Raw genomic sequence first — 23018 nt, 5'->3', positions numbered from 1 at the left:
GACACTAGCTCAGCTGGTAGAGCGCAACCTTGCCAAGGTTGAGGTCACGAGTTCGAACCTCGTGTGTCGCTCCAATTATTTCAAAGAAAAAATACAACCTTACTAAGGTTGTGGCACGCCTAGTTCCATGAAGATAAGGAACCTCGTGCGTCGCTCAAAATTTCTTCGCTTAGAAACTAATTCGTTTAGAAACTAAAAGCGCTTAGAAAGTAAAAATTCTCACTAAAACTGTTAGTGACGATTCTCCCGAAAGGGAATGATGTGAAGACGCATCAACCGCTCTTTATCAATGCTGTGAAGCATTACCCCAGAAAGAAACAAAACAATCACCCAGTCGGGTGTTTTTTTTCGTTTTCAATTTACAGCTAGTTAACGCCATAAACGGTGCTCAGTTTTCCACTGCTTTTAATAAGTATATAGGGGAGCGTGCCGCATGTTTACAATTTAACTAACAGAGTTATCCACAAATTACTTTCTGTGGATAACTTGGTTGATAAATTGTTTTATTAAGAATATTCGAAAGAATTTGCAAGGATCTTTCTTTTGTTTTCGGCGTCACAGCTAAAGATGAAACTCATGTAAGCCTTTGTATATCAAGCGGTGAGGGGGATTTTCATTTTTTAGTAAATGTAAGAGTTAAGATCATTAACTCGTATTTTTTTGATCCTCGTCATTTATTGTGTCTGTGTTTAACTTTTCGTTATCCAGCTATCTGTGCTACCAAATTCACTTTTTTCCACATAGAGCACTTTTTGAGAATCACATCAAATTATAGGTACAAATACCGTCTCAGATTTTGAACTTTTAATTACAGGAAATAAATTTTGCGGCGTTTTATAAGTGGCAAGTTACATAGGCTACTATGCATCTCTAGGTAGACCCTTTTGGATTATCCTGATTAAGCGTTCTTTTTTCCTGTCTTTGATTGGTGTTTTTGCCATTTGGCTGTCTATTGCCCATTGGATGTGTTCATCCAAATTGTCATCCATTCCAATTCGCTCTCGAAGAGCATAGACGATATCCTGAGAAAAGGGCGCATTTCCCATCGCGACCGCAATATTTCTCATCCATTGAATGTGACCAATGCGCCGAATCGCAGAACCTTCCATCTTTTTAAGAAATTCTTGTTCAGACCAAGATATCAAAGCAATCAGATCGGAAGACCCAAATGCATCGCGTCGATAAAAATCTGTTTGATCAGTGAGGTCTGCTTCGCGATTCCATGGGCACACGAGTTGGCAATCGTCACAGCCGTATATCCTGTTTCCCATTTTAGAGCGAAGCTCTACCGGGATTTTTCCACTCAACTCAATGGTTAAATACGAAATGCAAAGTCGAGAGTCGATAACGCCTTCACTTATAATGGCACCTGTTGGGCAGGAGGTAATGCACGCTTTGCAGCTTCCACATTGATCGGTAGAGGGTTCATCAACAGGTAAAGGCAAATCAATGAGCAGTTCACCTAGGAAGAACCAAGAACCAGCCCCTTCATCTAATATGAGTGAGTGTTTTCCTGTCCAGCCTAACCCAGCCTTTTGAGCTAATGGGCGCTCTAAGAGCGGCGCCGAATCAACAAACGGGCGATATCCAAATTTTCCCATCTCTTGCTCAATCCGTTGCCCAAGCTTTTTAAGCTGATTGCGTACCAATTTGTGATAATCCCGTCCAAGGGCATAGCGGCTTATGTAGCCTTGGGTCGTGTCATCAAGGTTACTTGCAAATTGAGCATCAGGAGGGAGGTAGTTCATGCGAGCACTGATCACCCGAACGGTTCCGGGCAATAACTCATTGGGTCTAGCTCGCATCATTCCGTGTCGAGCCATCCAGTCCATTTCTCCGTGGTATCCTGCATCCAGCCAATCTTGCAGTGGTTTCTCATGCTCTTTTAAGTCGACATCGCAAATGCCAACTTTCTGGAAGCCAAGTTCTATAGCCCACTGTTTAATTTTGACGGCGAGTTCGGAGTAATCCATGATGCTAATAGCGTGAAAAATGGGCGACGATTCTAACTGATCCTATAAGTAAAAAGAACACCTTTCCAGCGCTGAGGTTAGATAAATAGGGCTAGTCTAGGATAGAAGGTTCCATATAGAGCATTTTTTATCGTTTCTTAACAGATAAGATCTTGTCTCTCAAAACCAACACGGTTTACTATTCCGTTTCTTTTGAATTTTATATAGTCGTTGATCGGCACTGGAACATGCAACAAATGAACATGAAACAATATTCCCTCATTGATGAAAACGCGACGGTCGAATTTGGACAGCGAATAGCGAAGGCATGTACCCAGCAAACGACAATTTACTTGCATGGTGACCTAGGTGCAGGCAAGACTACGTTCAGCCGCGGCTTTATACGGTTTCTGGGGCATGTTGGTAATGTAAAAAGCCCAACCTATACATTGGTGGAGCCTTACCAGTTAAAAGATTGGCAAGTTTATCATTTTGACTTGTATCGACTGGCGGACCCAGAAGAATTGGAATTTATGGGTATTCGTGATTATTTTACTCCTGATGCGATCTGCCTTGTAGAGTGGCCTGAAAAAGGTGAAGGGCTTCTGCCTTCTCCTGACTTGGATATTGAATTGAAATATGATCAGACCCAGCGTATTGCTACGGTCACAGCGAATACGGATTATGGTCATGCTTTGCTTAAGAACTTGGAGTCGTGTTGATTTATAAGCAATTTCGAGCGTTTTTACTGTTTGCTTTCTTTTTTCTGTTCGGGGTTGCTGCCAAAGTATCGGCGAATACGCTTGAGGGAGTGAGGGTTTGGCCCTCACCTGAAGAAACTCGTATCGTCATTGATTTGAGCAGTGAAGCCAATTACAGCTACTTTACACTAACGAATCCAGTGCGATTGGTTGTCGATCTTAAACAGACGAATGTGAAGGCTAAACTTCCCATCAATGTGAAAGATTCAGCCGTATTGAAGAAAATTCGAAAAAGTACCCCACCGACTAAAGGGACTTATCGCTTAGTCTTCGAACTGAAGAAGAAAACCACTCCGAATTTATTCAAGTTAAGACCGACACCTGGTGGTCAGTATGGTCATCGTCTTGTGATTGATTTGCCTCACGGTAAAGTCAGTAAACCAGTCAAAGCTCAGCCATCAAATCCAATTGTTCCTTCTAAACCTTCCCCGAGTAAGGATGCTTCCCAATTTTTAGGCAATGCTGACGTGATTATTGCCATTGATCCAGGGCATGGCGGTGAAGATCCCGGATCTATTGGTCCCACAAAAAAATATGAAAAGCATGCCACGCTCATCATTTCAAAGAAATTAGCCAGCGAATTAAACCAAGTCCGCGGAGTACGAGCAGTTCTTACTCGAACAGGGGATTACTTTGTTAATCTGAACAAGCGCTCTTCGATCGCTCGGAAGAATAAAGCACACCTTCTAGTGTCAGTGCATGCCGACAGTTTCCGTTCACCACAGCCACGCGGTGGTTCTGTTTTTGTGCTCAATGTTCGTCGTGCCAATAGTGAAATTGCTCGTTGGGTCGAAAAACACGAGGAACAATCAGAACTTTTAGGTGGCGCGGGCGAAGTATTATCTAAAGTTAATAACGACAGAAACGTCAGCCAGACCTTACTGGATCTCAAATTCAGTCATTCACAAAAAGAAGGGTACAAGGTCGCGACCAAAATTCTGAAAGAAATGGGCAAAGTAACGCGCCTTCATAAGAAAGAGCCTGTTCATGCAAGCCTAGCGGTCTTGAAGTCTCCCGATATCCCATCGGTATTGGTTGAAACGGGTTTTATGTCTAACCCGGTAGAAGAAAAACTGTTGTTCCAGCGTTCGCATCAAAACAAACTGGCAAAAGCATTATCGAAAGCGATTGTGAGTTACTTTGAGGCAAACCCACCGGAAGGTACTTGGTTGGCGAACAAAGGGGCAACCATTAAACACAAAGTGGTACGCGGAGAGTCGCTGTCGCGAATTGCACAAAAATACGGAACGACAACAAAAGCCATTGTCGCGACGAATAAGCTAAAAAGCACCAATATTTCTGTTGGGCAGGTACTGCTTATCTCTGGAGACGCACCAACTACACCATCTGTGAAAACACAGGTCATTACGCATGTAGTAAAACCGGGCGAGTATCTAGGTAAGATTGCGAGCAAATATAAGGTGTCTGTTTCGAGTATTAAACAGCAAAATAAGTTGAAATCGAATACGCTAAGAGTTGGGCAGAAGTTAAAAATTCAAGTTAAATTGAAAGATAAGCCAGTGGTGAAACACAAAGTGAGAAAAGGTGAATACCTTGGAAAAATTGCATCCCAATATGGCGTAACGACTTCCGCAATCAAAAAAGTGAACAACCTTAAATCTGACACCTTATCAGTAGGGCAGATTTTGATCATCCCGAGCAAATAATGACGATAAAGATACTGCCTGCACGATTAGCGAACCAAATTGCCGCAGGTGAAGTGGTCGAAAGACCTGCGTCTGTTGTAAAAGAGCTGGTTGAAAACAGTTTAGATTCAGGCGCGACTCGCATAGATATCGATATTGATAAAGGTGGCGCTAAGCTGATTCGTGTTCGCGATAACGGCAAAGGCATCATTAAAGATGAGCTCGGACTGGCGCTGAGTCGACATGCTACATCGAAGATTCATACGTTGGATGACCTCGAAGCCATCATGAGCTTAGGGTTTCGAGGTGAGGCGCTGGCCAGTATAAGCTCCGTTGCTCGACTGACGATGACATCACGACCTGCAACTCAAGATCAGGCATGGTCTGCGTACAGTGAAGGTCGAGATATGGAAGTGAAACTCCAGCCTACCGCACACCCGATTGGTACTTCCGTTGAAGTGTTGGATTTGTTTTTTAACACGCCGGCTCGCCGAAAATTTTTACGTACTGAGAAAACAGAATTCTCACATATTGATGAATTGCTGAAGCGCATTGCTTTAAGCCGTTTTGATGTGACCATCAATTTACGTCATAACGGGAAAATGATTCGACAGTATCGCGCAGCAAAAACCGAACGTCAGGAAGAAGCGCGTATTGCAGCGGTTTGTGGCGGTGCATTTGTCAGACACATGTTGAAGATTGAGTTGGAGCACCAAGGGCTGAAATTGCATGGCTGGATCACTACTCCAGAAGGGGCTCGTCAGCAAAGCGACTTACAGTATTGTTATGTGAATGGTCGAATGATGAGAGATAAACTTATCAATCATGCCATTCGCCAGAGCTATGAAAACAGCTTAAACCCCGATCAGTATGCCACTTACGTATTGTTCATTGAACTCGACCCACACCAAGTTGATGTGAATGTGCATCCTGCGAAACACGAAGTACGTTTCCATCAAGCAAGACTGGTACACGACTTTATTTACCAAGCACTGAGTGATGCATTGTCGCAAAGTGAAGTTATTACTCCTGTAGAAACACGTGCGTCTGCATATCATCAACCGACGACTAATGAAGAACAACACCGTGTAATGGAAGCTATTGCGAGTTCGCCAGCGTACCCGAGAAAAGCTGAGTCAGCTTCCTACAACGAAGCACTTTCCACTCAGCAGGTTAACGATGCTGTACCAAGTGATATCATCAAGCATCATCAAAAAAACTTCTCACCATCAACAAGCTTCTCACCGTCAACAAGCTTCTCATCATCTACAAACCACTCATCAGCCACAAACAATGAATGGCAGCAAACAAAAACGCCAAATAGTTCCGGTTCTGGTAGCAGTAGAAGTAAACCGCAATTTAAAGAAGAAGCGCCAAGTTGGCAGGAAGTCAAAGCATACAAAGAGCTACTTAACACCCCTGAAGATACAAAGCCCATTGAGCATACAGGGGCAAGTACATCAAAACCTCTAGATGCTCTAGAAACGAAACGTGATCACTTTGTATTGGGTAAAGTATTTACGGTTGTTGGTGAACAATATTTGTTGATGGAAGCGAAGCCAGAATGTGTGCTGGTTAACTTACCGAGAGCAGAGTGGCACCGAACTCAATGCCAACTGTCGGCGAGTGAAGCTCCTTTAAAAGCTCAGCCTCTTCTTGTGCCACTTTCGATCAAACTGGATAAGAACTTGGTTGAGCAGGTTTCACAATTTGATACTTTGCTGCAACAGCTTGGAATTCAGCTGCGCGAAAAAAATGCACGCAGTATCATGGTAATGGCAGTGCCACAGCCTATCAGGCAGCAAAACTTACAACTCTTGATACCAGATCTGTTATCGTATCTGCAGAACCAAACCCAAGAGATTGAAGCGAAGTTAGTTTCTAATTGGTTGGCGACTGAAGTCACTCAGGTTAAAGCAACCTATTCAACATCAGAAGCCATACAATTAATTTCGGATATTGAAAACCTGAATGACGGGCGACTGCCTGTCGATGATCCAGTGTTTTGTCAGCCGATTGATTTCGCATCAACCATTGCAGCATTGAATTCGTGATGACAGATAAACTTCCATTGGCCCTGTTTTTAATGGGACCGACAGCGTCGGGTAAAACCGACGTAGCAATACGACTAAGACAAAAATACCCTGTTGAGATCATTAGCGTTGATTCCGCTTTGATCTACAAAGACATGGATATTGGTACGGCAAAACCCGATGAGCGAGAGCAAGAACTTGCACCGCACCGCCTGATCGATATTCTCGATCCTAGCGAATCGTATTCCGCAGCGGATTTTCGTCGAGACGCACTCGAACAAATGCAGGATATCGCTTCAAAAGGGAAAATTCCTCTTCTGGTAGGCGGAACTATGCTGTATTACAAGGCTCTATTAGAAGGTCTATCGCCTTTGCCTGCGGCAGATCCTGCAATTCGTCAAGAAATAGAGCAAGATGCGTTGACTTTAGGTTGGTCAGCGTTGCACGATAAACTGAAGGAAATTGATCCTGTATCAGCGAAGAGAATTCACCCGAATGATCCACAAAGATTGTCACGGGCATTGGAAGTTTACAAAATTTCAGGTAAAACTCTAACTGAACTGACCAAAAAGCAAGGTAAACCCTTGCCATTTAGGGTAAAGCAATTTGCGATAGCCCCCAAGGAAAGGGCAGAGCTCCACCGCCGTATCGAGCTCCGATTCGAAAAAATGATCAGTGCTGGATTTGAAGAAGAAGTTCAAGCGTTATACGCTAGAAAAGATCTTCATCCGGATCTACCTTCGATTCGGTGTGTTGGTTACAGGCAAATGTGGGACTATTTGGATGGGAATTGTACGTTGGATGAGGCGGTTTTTCGCGGAATCTGTGCAACCCGTCAATTGGCCAAGCGACAGATCACCTGGCTGCGCAGCTGGAATGATTTAACTTGGTTAGATAGCGAAAACATTGAAGATGCACAAGAAACTATATCAAATGCCATAGCATCTGATTGACTTCACTGTGTATAATGTGATCGTTTTTGCGCACTTTTTCATTTAGCTCGAATGCAAAAACAGCTCTCGGAATAGCTAAATAAAATTAAAAATACAATCAAATAAGGAAAATAAAATGGCTAAGGGGCAGTCTTTACAAGACCCATTTCTAAATGCGCTACGTCGTGAGCGTGTACCCGTATCTATCTACCTCGTTAACGGTATTAAGCTTCAAGGTCAGATCGAATCTTTCGATCAGTTTGTGATCTTGTTGAAAAACACTGTTAATCAAATGGTTTACAAGCATGCGATCTCTACTGTGGTACCTGCTCGTGCGGTAACGCACCACAGCAATACAGAACGTTCTTCTGAACGCCCACAAGAGAAATCTGAAGATTAATAGTACTTTAGTAAGGAGTTGAGTGCTTGTTTGACCGTTATGAAGCCGGTGAACAGGCTGTCCTTGTTCATATCAACTTCACGCAAGAAGGTGAATGGGATGATCTAGCAGAATGTGAAATGCTAGTGAAATCCGCAGGGGTTGAAGTTCTGCAAGTTGTCACTGGCAGTCGTCAGTCCCCACACCCTAAATACTATGTCGGGGAGGGTAAAGCTCAGGAAATTGCTCAAGCAGTGCTAAGCGCTGGAGCAGAAATCGTGATCTTTAACCACTCCCTTTCTCCTGCCCAAGAAAGAAACCTCGAACAACTTTTTAAGTGTCGTGTATTGGATCGAACCGGTCTGATCTTAGATATCTTTGCTCAACGCGCTCGGACCCATGAAGGTAAGTTGCAAGTAGAATTGGCTCAATTGCGCCATCTCTCGACACGCCTAATTCGTGGTTGGACGCATTTGGAGCGACAAAAAGGTGGAATAGGTCTTCGAGGACCAGGTGAAACTCAGCTAGAAACTGACAGACGTTTATTGCGTGATCGTATAAAAGCCATCCTTCGACGCCTTGATAAGGTAGCGAAGCAGAGGGAGCAAGGTCGCCGAGCTCGTAATCGTGCAGAAATTCCTACCTTATCTTTAGTCGGTTACACCAATGCGGGTAAATCGACATTATTTAATCGGATCACAGAAGCAGGTGTTTACGCAGCAGATCAATTATTTGCTACGTTAGACCCAACTTTACGTAAGATTGAATTAGACGATGTGGGAATTGCTATTTTGGCGGATACCGTTGGATTTATCCGACACCTCCCCCATGACTTAGTCGCTGCATTTAAAGCCACATTACAAGAAACGCAAGAAGCTGACATTTTGTTACATGTTGTCGATGCCAGTGATGAGCGTTTTCGTGAGAATATCCATGCTGTTCATGAAGTACTTGAAGAGATTGATGCCCATGAGGTACCAATGCTTGTCGTCATGAACAAGATTGACAATATGGAAGGCCAGAAACCTAGAATAGAATACGACGATGAGGGTATCCCTCAGCGTGTTTGGGTTTCGGCAATGGAAGGCGAAGGTCTGAAACTGTTGTTTGATGCTCTAACCAAACGGTTGGCGAGTCAAATGGTGCAGTATCACCTCCGAATTCCACCCCAATACCAGGGGAAATTTCGAAGTACATTCTTCCAATTGAAAAGTATTCAACAAGAGGCGTATGATAAGGAAGGTAACTTACTGATCGACGTCCGAATGCAACAAGTAGATTGGTCTAGACTAGAAAAAAGAGAAGGGGCAGTTTTAGGTGACTTTATAGTTACTTAAAGGACTGCTACAGTATAACGTCATATCAAATGATGGAGCTTTCTAATGGCGTGGAATGAGCCTGGAAATAACAACGGCGATAATGGCCGCGATAAAGACCCTTGGGGGAATAAAAATCGTGGTCGAGATCAAGGTCCACCAGATTTAGATGAAGTGTTTAATAAGCTGAGTCAGAAACTGGGTGGAAAATTTGGTAAGCGCGGAGGCAACGGAGCTTCTATCGGTGGCGGTGGTGCTATCGGTTTAGGTTTGATTGCAGTTGTTGCCATCGTAATTTGGGTAGTGTCTGGTTTCTACACCGTCGGCGAAGCAGAGCGTTCTGTTGTTTTGCGCCTAGGTAAAGAAGACCGCATTGAAGGTCCTGGTCTTAAGTGGCACCCTAAATTTATCGATTCTTATGAACTGGTTAACGTACAAGCAATTCGCTCACTAAGAGCATCTGGCTTGATGCTTACAAAAGATGAAAACGTTGTAACCGTTGAAATGGGTGTTCAGTACCGTGTGTCTGATCCATACAAATATCTATATGTAGTAACTAATGCCGATGACAGCTTGCGTCAGGCTACTGATTCTGCGCTTCGTGCGGTAATTGGTGATTCTCTGATGGATAGCATTCTTACGAGTGGTCGTCAGCAAATCCGTCAAAGTACGCAAGAAACGTTAAATCGTATTATTGATGGTTACGATATGGGCATTGTGGTTGTGGATGTGAACTTCCAATCAGCGCGTCCACCTGAGCAGGTAAAAGATGCGTTTGATGACGCGATTGCGGCTCGAGAAGATGAAGAACGTTTTGTTCGTGAAGCAGAAGCTTATAAGAATGAAATCTTGCCTAAAGCGACTGGTCGTTCAGAACGTTTGAAGAAAGAAGCTTTGGGTTACTCTGAACGGACAATCAATGAGGCTCTTGGTCAGGTTGCTCAATTTGAGAAGCTACTGCCTGAATATCAAGCGGCTCCTGATGTAACTCGTGATCGTTTGTACTTAGATACAATGGAAGAGGTGTACACCAGTACATCGAAGGTTCTCATTGACTCTGAGTCTAGCGGTAACCTACTGTACTTGCCAATCGACAAGATTACAGGTCAGGCGGCAGAGGCTTCAAATACTAAACGTAAGGCGAAATCGACATCTGCATATGATCAGATTGAATTGGAATCAGAGCGTACTGATACCTCATCATCTACGCAGTCTCGCTCTAACGGCTCACGTCAAGGGAGATACTAATTATGCGTAAATTAATGATCCCTGTACTCGTTGTAGCACTCGCGCTGTTTCTCATGTCTGTGTTTGTGATTCCTGAAGGTGAAAAGGGTATTGTAATCCGCTTCGGTGAGGTACAAAAAGACACGAAAACGGAAACCGTTGTTGAAAACGACATAGAAACAGTTGTAGACGTTCTAGATGAAAACGGGGAACCTGTTATCATCTCAAAGATTTATAACCCTGGTCTGCATTTCAAATTACCGTTGTTTGATCGCGTAAAACGTCTTGATGCTCGTATTCAAACGATGGATGGACGTGCCGACCGTTTTGTAACATCTGAGAAAAAAGACGTGATCATCGATTCTTACGTTAAGTGGAGAATTGATGACTTTGGTCAGTACTACCTGGCAACGGGTGGCGGCGACTCACTGACAGCTCAAGCACTACTTGAGCGTAAAGTAACGGATGTTCTTCGTTCTGAAATCGGTGCTCGTGAGATCAAGCAGATTGTATCTGGTCCTCGAAATGTCGATGTACTTCCAGAAGATTTGAACACCGAAGAGTTAGCATCTGAAGCGGCTAAACAAGCGCTAGAGATCGACGGTGAGCGTGACAAGATCATGGCTGATGTACTTAACGATACTCGCGTAAGCGCAAGTAACGATTTAGGTATTGAAGTAGTTGACTTCCGTATGAAGAAAATCAACTTACCAGATGAAATCAGTGAATCCATCTATCGTCGTATGCGTGCTGAGCGTGAATCTGTAGCGCGTAAGCACCGTTCTCAAGGTCGTGAGAAAGCCGAAGTTATTCGTGCTCAAGCGGAACTTGAAGTGGCAACCGTGCTGGCTGAAGCAGACAGAACTGCGCGAGTCACACGAGGTGAAGCCGATGCGAGAGCTGCTAAGATTTACTCTGATTCATACAGTAAAGATCCTGAATTCTTTAGCTTCCTTCGCTCTCTAAATGCGTATGAGAAATCATTCAGCAGTAAGAGTGATATTCTTGTGCTTGACCCGAACAGTGAGTTCTTCAAGTACATGAATGACGCTAGAGGCCAAGTAGCTAAGTAGCGCCAAGAAATCAGATATATAAAGCCCCGAAAGGGGCTTTTTTGTACCCATTAACCTAATATCAAGAAGATACGTTATGTCAGACTCCCTATGGCTTGCACTTGGATTAGTTCTCGTTGTTGAAGGTCTTGGTCCGTTACTTGCCCCTAACGGGTGGCGTAATATGATCAAGCAGCTTAGCGATCAAGAAGATAATCAGCTGAGAAGAATTGGTGGTTGTTTAGTTGTGACTGGAGCGGTCATCGCTTACGTATTTGCTTAGATGCCTTTCAGAGCTTAGTACACAACGATTTTCACTATAAATATAAGGGCTTTCGCCTGTTATTATTCTAATACTTGATTATTATTCCTTCCGGGACATAAGGTTAAGCAAGTGTTTCACTTTTATGCCTAAAAAATGACTGCATCTTTTATTTTAAGGTGCTAGAATCCATTTTTAACTAGCAATCAGACTTGGAAAGATGGGAAATAACGTAGTCGTTCTAGGCACCCAGTGGGGTGACGAAGGTAAAGGTAAAATCGTAGACCTTTTAACTGAAGATGCAAAATACGTGGTTCGCTACCAAGGCGGTCACAATGCAGGTCACACTCTAGTCATCGACGGTGAAAAAACCGTTCTTCATTTAATTCCATCAGGTATTCTTCGCGATAACGTAAAATGTGTTATCGGTAATGGTGTTGTTCTATCACCTGAAGCACTTCTAAAAGAAATGAAACCTCTTGAAGAGCGTGGCATCCCAGTGAGCGAGCGTCTTTTCATTTCTGAAGCTTGTCCTTTAATTCTTCCTTATCACATTGCTCTTGATCAAGCGCGCGAAATCGCTCTTGGCAAAAAAGCAATTGGTACAACAGGTCGTGGTATCGGTCCTGCTTATGAAGATAAAGTTGCTCGTCGCGGTCTTCGTGTGGGTGATTTATTCGATAAAGAAGCATTCGCAGAGAAACTGAAAGAAGTTATGGAATACCATAATTTCCAGTTAGCGAACTTCTACAAAGTTGAGCCAGTAAGTTACGAAGAAGTGCTTGAGCAAGCGATGAGCTATGCCGACCTTCTAACGTCTATGGTTATCGACGTGACTGATGAACTTGATGCTGCTCGTAAGCGTGGTGATAAGATCATGTTTGAAGGTGCTCAAGGTACGCTACTTGATATTGACCATGGTACTTACCCATATGTAACGTCATCTAACACGACAGCAGGTGGTGTTGCAGCAGGTTCTGGTTTTGGTCCTCGTCACATCGGTTATATCCTTGGTATTACTAAGGCATATTGTACACGTGTAGGTTCAGGTCCTTTCCCTACCGAGCTGTATGATGGTCTAGATAAGCAAGATCCTGTTGGTAAACACCTAGGTGATGTAGGTCACGAGTTTGGTGCGACAACGGGTCGCCTACGCCGCACTGGTTGGTTTGATGCAGTGGCGATGCGCCGTGCAATTCAGATCAACTCTATTTCTGGTTTCTGTTTAACGAAGCTGGACGTACTGGACGGTCTAGAAGAGCTGAAAATCTGTACTGGTTACAAGATGAAAGATGGCTCTATCCTAGAGGTTTCGCCAATGGCTGCTGAATCATTTGAAGAAGCTACGCCAATTTACGAAACCATGCCTGGTTGGTCTGAGACTACTTTCGGTGCTAAGTCAATCGATGCGCTTCCTCAAGCTGCTCTTGACTACATTAAGCGCATTGAAGAGTTGACAGGTGTACCAGTAGATATCGTTTCTACAGGTCCTGACCGCAATGAAACCATCATCAAAGTTCACCCATTCAACTCGTAACCAACTGAACTTTAGATAATTTAGAATGCCAGCTTACTTAAGCTGGCATTTTTTATATCTTTTCCGATTACTTTTTATTCGCTCTCTGGCAAAATATTGCCAAATATCGGCAATACTTGTCTAAAGAGTTAGCAGTTATTGCCGATACAAAAGCACGGTATGAATAAAGAGTGCGATTATGAAACTACGAGCTGTGACGGCTTCGTTGTTACTCGCATTGTGTTCCCGAGTTGGCATTGCGAGTGCAGATAGCCATATTGGGGGGCCAGTGCCAGTTTACTCCGAAGCTGAACTGATCAATCTGATTGAAAAGAACAAACATCTCGAGCGAGTGAAGGCCGACAGTTGCCAGCTTGTAGAGGATATCGTTGCTCGTGCGACTCGAATAAGCCTGCCTGCTTATGAATTTCTATATGGCGATATGCTGGCTTGGGGAGTATGTGTTGATCAAGATGTGGAGTTAGGTCTCTACTATATGGAAAATGCAGCACACCAAGGTTTACCTGCGGCTCTAGAGCAAATAGGGCGGTATTATTCTAGAGGGACTTTGGTTCAGCAAGATAAAGAGCGTGCTATTCCTTACCTTCGAGAAGCAGCATCCATGGGGAACATTAACGCTCGAATTCATTTAGCTGAACTTTTACTTCGAGACTATGGCAGCCCTTTGGATTATGAAGACGCCTATCGGTGGCTGTATAATTCGGTAACACCAGATAAACGACAACACCGAAGGATTTCTATGTTGCGGCAAGGGCTAGAGCAACGTATGCCTGAAAACATAATCGCAAGAGCAAAACGACGTTCCACATTCTGGTAGATTCAACATGCCCAACGTGTCGGGCATGTTGATTTTGTCAGTCAGGCTTACAGTACCTTATGAGGACCGAAGCACTCATAATGAATACGTTCTTTTGACACGCCTAGCTCCAATAGCTGACTAGCTGCGAACTGCATGAAGGCGACAGGACCGCAGAAATAGAAATCCGTTTCTTCCCAGTTAATACGTTCCTTGATCTGTTCCAGCGCCATTAACCCCGATCTCACTTCCTCTTCCCCTTTATGTTCTCGATACCAATTGAACTGGTTAACGAATTCATAGGATTTTTCTAGCTCGTTTACACGTTTAGAGAATGCATGATGAACTTGGTTCTCTGCTGCATGTAGCCAGTGAATAGGGGCTTTATGAGTATTTTTTATTGTTTCTAACATTGAGAGTAATGGGGTTACTCCAACGCCAGCCGAAATGAGGGCAACTGGGGTAAATTCATCACTAGAGAAGAAAAAGTCGCCACTTGGAGGTGCAAGCTTCACGGTATCCCCTTCTTTTAACGTATCATGCAGGAAATTAGACACGATCCCTTGAGCTTCACGCTTCACTGAAATCCGATAGCTTCTTCCATTTGGCGTATCAGATAGACTGTATTGACGGATTTCTTGGTGCTCAAATTGCTCTGGTTTGAGGTAGAGACCTAAGTATTGCCCCGGCTTGTAATCCACCACTGGTTTTTGATCTGTTGGTTCGAAAATAAAACTAGTAATGACTCCGCTTTCTTGTGTTTTCTGTTTTACGACAAACTCACGTGTTCCACGCCAGCCTCCCGTTTGAGCTTCAGTTTCAGTGTAAATGGATTCTTCACGGTCAATAAACACTTTAGCAAGTAAACCATAGGCTTCTCCCCACGCATCCAACACCTCTTGACCTGGGGAAAACAGCTCATCAATGGTGGAAAGAAGATGGCTTCCAACGATTTGATATTGTTCTGAAGTTATATTGAAACTTGTATGCTTCTGAGCGATTTTTTCCACGGCGGGAAGCAGCACTTCAATATTATCGATATTTGCCGCGTACCCGTGTATTGCATTGAAAAGCGCTTCTCTTTGTGCCCCGTTTTCTTGATGAGTTAGGTTAAAGATGTCTTTTAGCTCAGGGTTGCGAGCGAACATTCTATTGTAGAAATGTGCCGTTAAAGCTGGACCTGTTTCGGCTAAGAGTGGCGCTGTGGATTTTACGATATCTATGGTTGATTGCTTGAGCATTTGGGCTTCCTATTTAAACATGTATTTATAATGCATGTTTAAAGTTGTATCTAAAATATATCTTTTAGTCAATGGAAGAATTACAATTTACTCAGACGAGAGGAATTTGATTTGCAACTAACGAACTTTACCGATTTTGGTATTCGCGCCTTGATATATCTGGCTTCTTTACCTGCGGGTGAATTGACGAGCATCCAAAAGGTCAGCGACACTTTTGATGTGTCTAAAAATCATATGGTTAAGATTATAAACAAGCTAGGACAGCTTGGTTACGTGAAAACGGTTCGCGGAAAAAATGGCGGGATATGTTTAGGTCGCCCAGCCGAAACCATTGTAATAGGAAATGTGGTAAGAGACATTGAGCCTTTAGACGTGGTGAACTGCGCACCGGATTTTTGCCATATTACGCCAGCGTGTAAACTGAAAGTGCATCTGGCACGTGCAAAATTGGCTTTTTTAGCAGAGCTGGACCATTGTACGATCGCCGATATGTTGAGCGACAACGCAGAGCTTCTAATTCTGCTAAAAAGATAAGCGCACGGCTAAGTGCGCTTATGCTCTCGTTTTATCGTTTTATCTTCTGGTGTTTTCGTTAGCAATTACTTTGCATATACAGACATTTGTTGAAGCAATTTTGTCAATTCACGGTTTGGCATAGTACGCTCAGCTTTTTTGTTGAGCTTTAGATCTGTGATTTCCGTATAGCCACCCGGTCGATTGACGATAATTTCATTTCCGCCCACAATTCCATAATCCATGTAACTGCCGACAATAACCCAGTTTTCTTGTCTGTTCGTTGTGAACAAATCTTCTCCAACACTATAGTCACGAACATCGTTCGACACGCTCAATGGCTGCTTCATTAATGTTGGCGCTACATCTAGGTGACTGGTTCTGGTGTGAACAATATCGGCTTCTTTTTCAGGGTGATATAAGTAGAACGGAACGTGAACCTGAGCGGGAGCGTAGTTGCTGCCGTGTCCCCAATAGTTCTTTTTGTAATCGTTAAATTCTTCACCGTGATCAGATGTAATAACGATGATGGTATTTTCTAATTCACCTGATGCTTCCAACTCATCCAATATTTCACCGACCAATTTGTCGATGTAGTACAGCGAGTTTCTATAGCGGTTACGGTACTCTGCTGGGTCGAAGTCATTGTTTAATTTAACGTGATCGACGCGATCCCAATAAGGCGTAAAAGGTGTCTCCATCTCTGCTGGAAAAGAAGTCCCGTGCGCGGCATCGTAAAACATGAATCCAAAGTAAGGCTTGTTTGGATCTCGTTTTTCCAAGAACTCTAAGAAGTCGTCCGTGATTTTACGATCGCGCTCTGCTGGCGTATTACCTGGTGTGGTGACTGTTAAATCTTTCACGCCAGCAAAAACCGTCCGATCGAATGGTGGGCTATGTAAAGGCGCAGATCCGTGGATGGACATTTCATAATTCTGTGAGTGTAAGGTCTCCATCAACACGGGCTGCTGCTGGCTGGAGCGTACCGCATCCCAATAGGTGGAAGGTATGCCATAGAATAAGCTAAATATACCCATTTGGGTCGAGTTGCCACCACTAAGGTGCTCTTTAAACACTAAACTTCTCTGACCAAACTTTTCAATATTTGGTGTTACCTGCACATTGGCATCATCAAAACGCCATGCATCCAATACGATCATCAAGATATTGGGTGTTTTTGCATTTTCAGCCTGCTGAATGGGTTTCAACGGGTAGTTCAAGTTGGTTACTTTCTGGTGAGCAATTTTAGTATGAGCATCGCGCCCTGCTTGTTGCTCGACCCAGCCGTTATCTTCAAGGTAATCATTTGCGGTTAATGGTAAATATAGTGGCCAGTGATGGCTGTAACTCGGTATCACTTGATCGAAATTGGCGTATCTCCAAGCGTGAGTAAATTGGCTGAATACCAAGCAGCTAAACCAAACCGTGATTCCAAGTAACAAGTAGCGTTTCTTTGTTTCAATCCAACGATTTGCTAAGACAATAGTCATGATAATAGCGTTGATAAGGCCAAAGGCGACCACCCCGCCAACGAGTAATGTAAACCATGACACATCAATGATTTGGTCTCCACCTTGAATCAGCAACTCAAAGACAAAGCCATTTAGATGAAAGCGATATTGGTTATACACCTGGGTATCGACAGCAACCAGTATTGCAGTGACGATGAAAGGTAACACGGCTATGCATCTAAAGAGCCGTGTGGGCAGCCAGATTAGTATTAGAGAAGGAAGCGAGCACAACAACGCCATCAGACCAAATAGCCCAATTTGGGTAGAAAAAATGTAAGGGTAGGATAGCCAGCTACCTTCTGGAATATCCATCCAGCTTACATAAGGGATGCCTATCGCTGATAATAAAACAGCGTTCAATATTAAAAGGCAAAAAATCCACCGCGAGTTAAAGCGAAGATTCTCGCGAAGTTTAGAAAATGACATAAATATTATTGGACGAACAAAGAGAGTCGCGCATCTTACAAAAGAACCATACAAAGTTTCAAGCAGGTATTTGCTTTGTTTATATATTGCCTAACTTTTGTTTAGCTGAATATATGTGCCACTGAATTGTCACAATTTGACCAATATGGCGGATAACTGACTTGTAGTGGATTGCTCGTACGTGGCGATATATTACCTGAGAAAGCGGTGTGCGCTGTCGGTAACCGTCAGATTTAGATATACTTAAGATCTATCCAATCTATAGCAGGCCTGCTTATGTCTCAAAACACTCCCATTGATCCTTTTGCTGAGCGCGAATCCGGTAAATATGAAAACCCGATTCCTAGCCGGGAGTTCATTATTGAATTTCTGACTCAGGCAAATGTGCCGATGAATCGAAACGATTTATTTGACGCACTGGAGCTAAAAGGGGAAGAGCAGTATGAAGGGCTTCGTCGACGTTTGCGTGCGATGGAGCGTGATGGGCAGTTGGTATTTACTCGCCGTCAATGTTACGTATTGCCAGAAAAACTTGAGCTGGCTAAAGGGCATGTGATTGGACACAAAGACGGATTTGGATGGGTAAGACCAGAAGGTAGCAAAGGAAGAGATAATGATATTTTGCTGCCTCATCATCAGATGAAAACCATCATCCATGGCGATTACGTATTAGTGCAGCCGACAGGGACAGATAAGCGTGGTCGTAAAGAAGGACGCCTTGTTCGGATATTGGAAGAGCGCAAGACCCAAATTGTTGGTCGTTACTTTATGGAGCACGAGTACTCGTATGTGGTACCAGATGATTCCCGAATCAGCCAAGATATTCTGATCCCTAAAGAGCACCGTTGTGGAGCTCGGATGGGAAATGTCGTCGTCATCGAAATTACAAGCCGTGCAAGCCGCTCTCGAGGTATGACAGGAAAAATATTGGAAGTGCTTGGTGAAAATATGGCACCAGGTATGGAAACCCAAATTGCCATTCGGACCCATCAAATTCCTGATGTTTGGCCGGAAGAGGTCGACAAACAAATAGCCGACCTAACGGAACACGTTCCGGAAGAAGCAAAGAAAGGGCGAGTCGATTTACGTGAATTGCCATTGGTTACAATAGATGGAGAAGACGCTCGAGATTTCGATGATGCCGTTTATTGCGAAGCGAAGCGCAGCGGCGGTTGGCGTCTTTGGGTGGCGATTGCAGATGTGAGCTATTATGTTCGCCCGAATACGGCTCTGGATAAAGAAGCGATCAATCGAGGTAACTCCGTTTATTTTCCATCGCAGGTTGTTCCTATGCTCCCTGAGGTGCTGTCTAACGGGCTGTGCTCCTTAAATCCGCAAGTTGATCGTTTATGCATGGTATGCGAAATGACGATTTCTGCTTCAGGGAAGTTGTCTGGATACAAGCACTACGAAGCCGTAATGAATTCTCATGCTCGCCTAACGTACAACAAAGTTGGTGCCATCTTGGATGGAGATGAAGAACTCCGTGAACGTTACAAACCACTGGTTTCACATCTAGAAGAGCTTCATAAAATGTATGGCATTCTGAAGCAGGCTCGTGACAGCCGTGGCGCCATTGAATTTGAAACAGTAGAAGCTAAGTTTATTTTCAATCCGGACCGTAAGATTGATCGAATTGAGCCAGTAGTTCGAAATGATGCGCATAAAATCATCGAAGAATGCATGATTTTAGCTAATATTGCCTCGGCGTCTTTGGTTGAAAAAGCAAAAGAGCCTTCGCTGTATCGTATCCACGAAACTCCTGGAGAAGAGCGCCTACAAGGGTTTCGAGATTTCCTTGGTGAGCTTGGGCTTAACCTAACGGGTGGCTTAGAACCTTCTCCTACAGATTACGCCAGCCTGATGAAACAAATCGGCGAGCGTCAGGATAAAGAGCTTATTCAAACCATGCTACTTCGTTCAATGAAGCAAGCGGTTTACAATGCCGATAATGTGGGTCACTTTGGCCTGGCACTAAAACGATACGCGCACTTTACATCACCTATTCGTCGCTACCCTGATCTGTTACTGCATCGTGCTATTAAGTACCTGATTGCCAAGGAAGAAGGACGTAATACCGATCGCTGGACCCCAACTGGTGGTTTCCATTACTCCTTTGATGATATGGATGTGTATGGTGAGCAGTGCTCCATGACTGAGCGTCGTGCTGATGATGCCACGCGTGACGTGTCAGATTGGCTGAAATGTGAATACATGCAAGATCATGTTGGTGAAGAGTTGGATGGTGTGATTGCCAATGTTACGGGTTTTGGTTTTTTTGTACGTCTAACTGAACTTCACATTGATGGTCTTGTGCATATCTCTTCCCTTGCAAATGATTACTATCAATTTGATCCGATTGGTCAAAGGCTTATTGGTGAAAGCTTCGGTAATATCTATCGTTTAGGCGATGCTGTAAAAGTAAAAGTGTTGTCGGTAAATTTAGACGATCGTCAAATTGACTTTGAATTGGTCGAAACAAGCCGTAAGCTACGCGGAAAAGGCAAAACAGCCAAGAAGCGTGCGGCGCAGTCTGATAAAAAAGCGCACAGTAAAAAGAAGGCAACAGTAAAATCAAGAAAGCCGGGTGAAAAAGCGAAAGCGATGGTTGAACCAACTAAGCGTCCCGATGGTTCGAAAGAGCCTTCCTCTGCGAAAAAGAAGAGTAAATCTGAAAAAGCGCGTAAGAAGAAGTCCCGAGCGAAAAATCGAAAGTCTCAGGGAAAACAGAAATAATCTGAACAGGTCAGGTAATGAGTAACGAATTTATTTATGGCATTCATGCCGTAAAAGCGGTACTGGAAAAAGATCCGGTGCGTTTTATTGAGGCATACGTTTTAAAAGGTCGTCAAGATGAGCGACTGCTGCCACTGCTGAATGAATTGCAAAACGTTGGCGTATCCATTCAGCAAATGGGCAGAAAAGCGTTGGATGACAAAGCCAGTGGTGCAAACCATCAAGGTATCATTGCACGTGTTAAACCGGCTAAGCAATTGAATGAAAATGATTTAGATGGAATCTTAGCTCAACACGAACAGCCGCTTTTATTGGTGCTAGATGGTGTAACAGACCCACATAACCTTGGTGCTTGTTTAAGGAATGCCGATGCGGCTGGTGTTGCTGCAGTTATCGTCCCTAAGGATCGTTCATCTCCTTTAACGGCAACGGTAAGTAAGGTCGCATGTGGCGCAGCAGAGACGGTACCGTTAGTGCGAGTAACCAATCTCGCTCGAACCATGCGTGCATTGCAAGAACAAGGCGTTTGGTTTGTGGGGACGGCGGGTGAAGCCACTCACGACATTTATCAAGCGAAGCTTTCTGGTCCGTTAGCGGTTGTTATGGGGGCAGAAGGTGATGGTATGCGACGTTTGACGCGTGAAACGTGCGATGACTTGATTAAGATCCCGATGGCTGGGAGTGTGTCTAGCCTGAATGTTTCAGTAGCTTCTGGGATTTGCTTGTTTGAAGCGGTAAGGCAACGCTCTCTTTAGAGCTTACTGCCCTCTTAATCAGAGAGAAGCAAAAGAAATAAAAAACCACCAACGATGTTGGTGGTTTTTTTTATTCTTAATCGAAACGCTTTCTTTATTAACGCGTTCCGTATACCACGATAGTTTTACCGTGTGCTGAAATCAGGTTTTGCTCTTCCAGCATCTTCAAGATACGACCAACGGTTTCACGTGAACAGCCAACAATCTGGCCAATTTCCTGGCGTGTAATCTTGATTTGCATGCCATCTGGGTGCGTCATCGCATCTGGTTGTTTCGCTAAGTTCAGAAGTGTCTGAGCGATACGGCCAGTAACGTCTAGGAAAGCAAGGTCGCCTACTTTTTGGCTAGTAGTTTGAAGACGGTTAGCCATTTGAGAAGAAAGGCGCATCAGAATATCAGGGTTAACTTGAATTAACTGACGGAACTTCTTAAACGAAATTTCTGCTACTTCACATGGCGTCTTTGCACGTACCCATGCGGTACGCTCTTGGTCTTCTTCAAATAGACCAAGTTCACCAATGAAATCGCCTTGGTTGAGGTAAGACAAGATCATCTCTTTGCCTTCTTCATCCTTGATAAGCACGGCAACAGAACCTTTCACGATGTAGTACAGGGTCTCTGCCTTTTCACCCGCATGAATCAGAGTACTCTTAGAAGGGTACTTATGAATATGACAGTGTGAAAGGAACCACTCTAATGTTGGATCGGTTTGAGGTTTACCTAGAACCATAATATCTTTCTTCCTCTGCAGGGTTTGCTCAGCAGCTTTCCGTATCGACTGAGCCAGATTGAACTGGTCATTTAGAATAGGGTGTTATAGTTGATGCTGCAAGCTATCATATGTTTCGGTTAGAAATAGTATCCTTTTTCTGAAACGATTTCTTGACTTTGATCGGTACACGGCTGGGTTTATCTAAGCAAAAATGTGCACATGATCACGCTATGGCAACTTTGCATACTTTTCTTTTTATCACTAGCCGATTTTACCGGTTTCGATGAGTTGTTGAAGTATCGGTTGGACGATCAGTTCCATGGCAAAACTCATCTTCCCGCCGGGTACAACAAGCGTGTTATGACGCGACATGAATGACCCTTGAATCATAGACAGTAGGTATGGATAGTCGACGTTTTTAATGCCACGAAGTCGGATGACAACAAAACTTTCATCTAAACTAGGGATGCCTTTTGCGGCAAGAGGATTAGAAGTATCTACAGTAGGGACACGCTGAAAGTTTATGTGTGTACGTGAAAATTGTGGCGTAATGTAGTTCAAATAGTCGTCCATCGAACGCACTATAGAGTCTGTTACCGCTTCTTTAGAGTGCCCTCTGTCGCGTGTGTCACGCACAAACTTCTGGATCCATTCAAGGTTTACAATAGGTACCATGCCAATCAGTAGATCAACATGTTGGGATACATTGACATCGCCATCCATTACACCGCCATGTAACCCCTCGTAGAATAGAACATCGGAGTTTTCAGGCAGTTGTTGCCATGGGGTAAATGTACCGGGCATTTGGTTGTAAGGTACTGCCTCATCAAATGAGTGTAAATATCGCCTAACTTGGCCCGAGCCTTTTTCGCCGTACGTTCGGAAAAACTGTTCCAACGCGGGGAAGTCGTTTGCTTGAGGACCAAAATAGCTTATATGTCGACCTTGCTCTTTTGCTTTACGTATCTCCACGTCCATCTCTGGGCGGGTAAATCGGTGAAAGCTATCCCCTTCGACTAACGCTGATTTGACGTTCATCATATTGAACATCTTGCGAAACGCTTCAGAAGTGGTGGTGGTTCCCGCGCCTGACGAGCCTGTAACGGCAATTATTGGGTGTTTTGCTGACATGACTGTCCTTGTCTCTAGTTATCGTTATAGGGAATCAGTGTAGGGGAAGCGGTATAAATAATAAACACTGCCCTAATCACGTAATCGAATGAAACACCCA

The 23018-nt window shown here is 43.9% G+C and carries 19 protein-coding genes; 14 read left to right on the top strand and 5 right to left on the bottom strand.

Going from position 1 to position 23018, the window contains the following annotated elements:
* Positions 1-860: 860 nt before the first annotated feature.
* Positions 861-1973, bottom strand: a complete 1113-nt coding sequence (queG, locus tag Q8W40_RS26715) for a tRNA epoxyqueuosine(34) reductase QueG (RefSeq protein ID WP_305401778.1) — start codon at positions 1971-1973, stop codon at positions 861-863.
* Positions 1974-2209: 236 nt separating this feature from the next.
* Here queG and tsaE point away from each other — a divergent pair, with 236 nt between their 5' ends.
* From tsaE to motX, 11 genes are all read left to right on the top strand, one after another.
* Positions 2210-2674 (top strand): tRNA (adenosine(37)-N6)-threonylcarbamoyltransferase complex ATPase subunit type 1 TsaE, encoded by a 465-nt coding sequence (gene tsaE / locus Q8W40_RS26710; RefSeq protein ID WP_305401777.1) that lies wholly within the window; start codon positions 2210-2212, stop codon positions 2672-2674.
* Positions 2668-4380 carry an N-acetylmuramoyl-L-alanine amidase gene (locus tag Q8W40_RS26705; protein ID WP_370693439.1) on the top strand — a complete coding sequence of 571 codons (1713 nt, stop codon included), beginning with the start codon at positions 2668-2670 and terminating at the stop codon, positions 4378-4380. The genes tsaE and Q8W40_RS26705 overlap by 7 nt, the downstream gene beginning before the upstream one ends.
* Complete coding sequence (gene mutL / locus Q8W40_RS26700) at positions 4380-6413, top strand: DNA mismatch repair endonuclease MutL (protein WP_305401775.1); 2034 nt, start codon at positions 4380-4382, stop codon at positions 6411-6413. The genes Q8W40_RS26705 and mutL overlap by 1 nt, the downstream gene beginning before the upstream one ends.
* Positions 6413-7345: a tRNA (adenosine(37)-N6)-dimethylallyltransferase MiaA gene (miaA, locus tag Q8W40_RS26695; RefSeq protein ID WP_305401773.1), complete on the top strand. Its 933-nt coding sequence runs from the start codon at positions 6413-6415 to the stop codon at positions 7343-7345. The genes mutL and miaA overlap by 1 nt, the downstream gene beginning before the upstream one ends.
* A gap of 115 nt (positions 7346-7460) precedes the next feature.
* Positions 7461-7724, top strand: a complete 264-nt coding sequence (gene hfq / locus Q8W40_RS26690; RefSeq protein WP_101111222.1) for an RNA chaperone Hfq — start codon at positions 7461-7463, stop codon at positions 7722-7724.
* Between the two features lie 26 nt (positions 7725-7750).
* Positions 7751-9040: a ribosome rescue GTPase HflX gene (hflX, locus tag Q8W40_RS26685; protein WP_305401770.1), complete on the top strand. Its 1290-nt coding sequence runs from the start codon at positions 7751-7753 to the stop codon at positions 9038-9040.
* A gap of 45 nt (positions 9041-9085) precedes the next feature.
* Entirely contained in the window at positions 9086-10267 is a 1182-nt protein-coding gene (gene hflK / locus Q8W40_RS26680; protein ID WP_104400360.1) for an FtsH protease activity modulator HflK, read from the top strand.
* A gap of 2 nt (positions 10268-10269) precedes the next feature.
* Positions 10270-11319, top strand: a complete 1050-nt coding sequence (hflC, locus tag Q8W40_RS26675; protein ID WP_101111219.1) for a protease modulator HflC — start codon at positions 10270-10272, stop codon at positions 11317-11319.
* A 76-nt stretch (positions 11320-11395) separates the two neighbouring features.
* Positions 11396-11581, top strand: a complete 186-nt coding sequence (locus Q8W40_RS26670; RefSeq protein WP_101111218.1) for a DUF2065 domain-containing protein — start codon at positions 11396-11398, stop codon at positions 11579-11581.
* Positions 11582-11780: 199 nt separating this feature from the next.
* Positions 11781-13097 carry an adenylosuccinate synthase gene (locus Q8W40_RS26665; protein WP_101111217.1) on the top strand — a complete coding sequence of 439 codons (1317 nt, stop codon included), beginning with the start codon at positions 11781-11783 and terminating at the stop codon, positions 13095-13097.
* A gap of 178 nt (positions 13098-13275) precedes the next feature.
* On the top strand, positions 13276-13914 hold the full coding sequence (gene motX, locus Q8W40_RS26660) for a flagellar protein MotX (protein WP_101111216.1): 639 nt from the start codon (positions 13276-13278) through the stop codon (positions 13912-13914).
* A 47-nt stretch (positions 13915-13961) separates the two neighbouring features.
* Here the strand turns inward: motX and hmpA are convergent, their stop codons facing one another.
* A complete protein-coding gene (gene hmpA, locus Q8W40_RS26655; protein ID WP_305401766.1) occupies positions 13962-15134 on the bottom strand; it encodes an NO-inducible flavohemoprotein in 1173 nt (390 codons plus the stop codon).
* 111 nt (positions 15135-15245) lie between these two features.
* On the opposite strand from hmpA, the gene nsrR reads away from it, so the two are divergent.
* Positions 15246-15668 (top strand): nitric oxide-sensing transcriptional repressor NsrR, encoded by a 423-nt coding sequence (nsrR, locus tag Q8W40_RS26650; RefSeq protein ID WP_305401765.1) that lies wholly within the window; start codon positions 15246-15248, stop codon positions 15666-15668.
* 65 nt (positions 15669-15733) lie between these two features.
* On the opposite strand, the gene Q8W40_RS26645 is transcribed toward nsrR, so the two are convergent.
* Positions 15734-17584 carry a DUF3413 domain-containing protein gene (locus Q8W40_RS26645; RefSeq protein ID WP_305401764.1) on the bottom strand — a complete coding sequence of 617 codons (1851 nt, stop codon included), beginning with the start codon at positions 17582-17584 and terminating at the stop codon, positions 15734-15736.
* Positions 17585-17860: 276 nt separating this feature from the next.
* Here Q8W40_RS26645 and rnr point away from each other — a divergent pair, with 276 nt between their 5' ends.
* Together rnr and rlmB are read left to right on the top strand one after the other, a co-directional pair.
* Positions 17861-20320 carry a ribonuclease R gene (gene rnr, locus Q8W40_RS26640; RefSeq protein ID WP_305401763.1) on the top strand — a complete coding sequence of 820 codons (2460 nt, stop codon included), beginning with the start codon at positions 17861-17863 and terminating at the stop codon, positions 20318-20320.
* 17 nt (positions 20321-20337) lie between these two features.
* The gene (gene rlmB / locus Q8W40_RS26635; protein ID WP_101111211.1) at positions 20338-21075 is read left to right on the top strand and encodes a 23S rRNA (guanosine(2251)-2'-O)-methyltransferase RlmB; all 738 of its coding nucleotides are present in this window, start codon (positions 20338-20340) and stop codon (positions 21073-21075) included.
* A 97-nt stretch (positions 21076-21172) separates the two neighbouring features.
* On the opposite strand, the gene crp is transcribed toward rlmB, so the two are convergent.
* Both crp and Q8W40_RS26625 read right to left on the bottom strand, forming a co-directional pair.
* The gene (crp, locus tag Q8W40_RS26630) at positions 21173-21805 is read right to left on the bottom strand and encodes a cAMP-activated global transcriptional regulator CRP (RefSeq protein WP_101111210.1); all 633 of its coding nucleotides are present in this window, start codon (positions 21803-21805) and stop codon (positions 21173-21175) included.
* Positions 21806-22048: 243 nt separating this feature from the next.
* The gene (locus tag Q8W40_RS26625; protein ID WP_101111209.1) at positions 22049-22918 is read right to left on the bottom strand and encodes a phosphoribulokinase; all 870 of its coding nucleotides are present in this window, start codon (positions 22916-22918) and stop codon (positions 22049-22051) included.
* Positions 22919-23018: the final 100 nt, after the last annotated feature.

Origin of the sequence: Vibrio penaeicida, from assembly GCF_030689305.1 — a bacterium.
Taxonomy (GTDB): Bacteria; Pseudomonadota; Gammaproteobacteria; order Enterobacterales; family Vibrionaceae; genus Vibrio; species Vibrio penaeicida_B.
The sequence above is the reverse complement of the archived record's forward strand: the minus strand, read 5'-3'. Positions and strand labels throughout refer to the sequence as shown.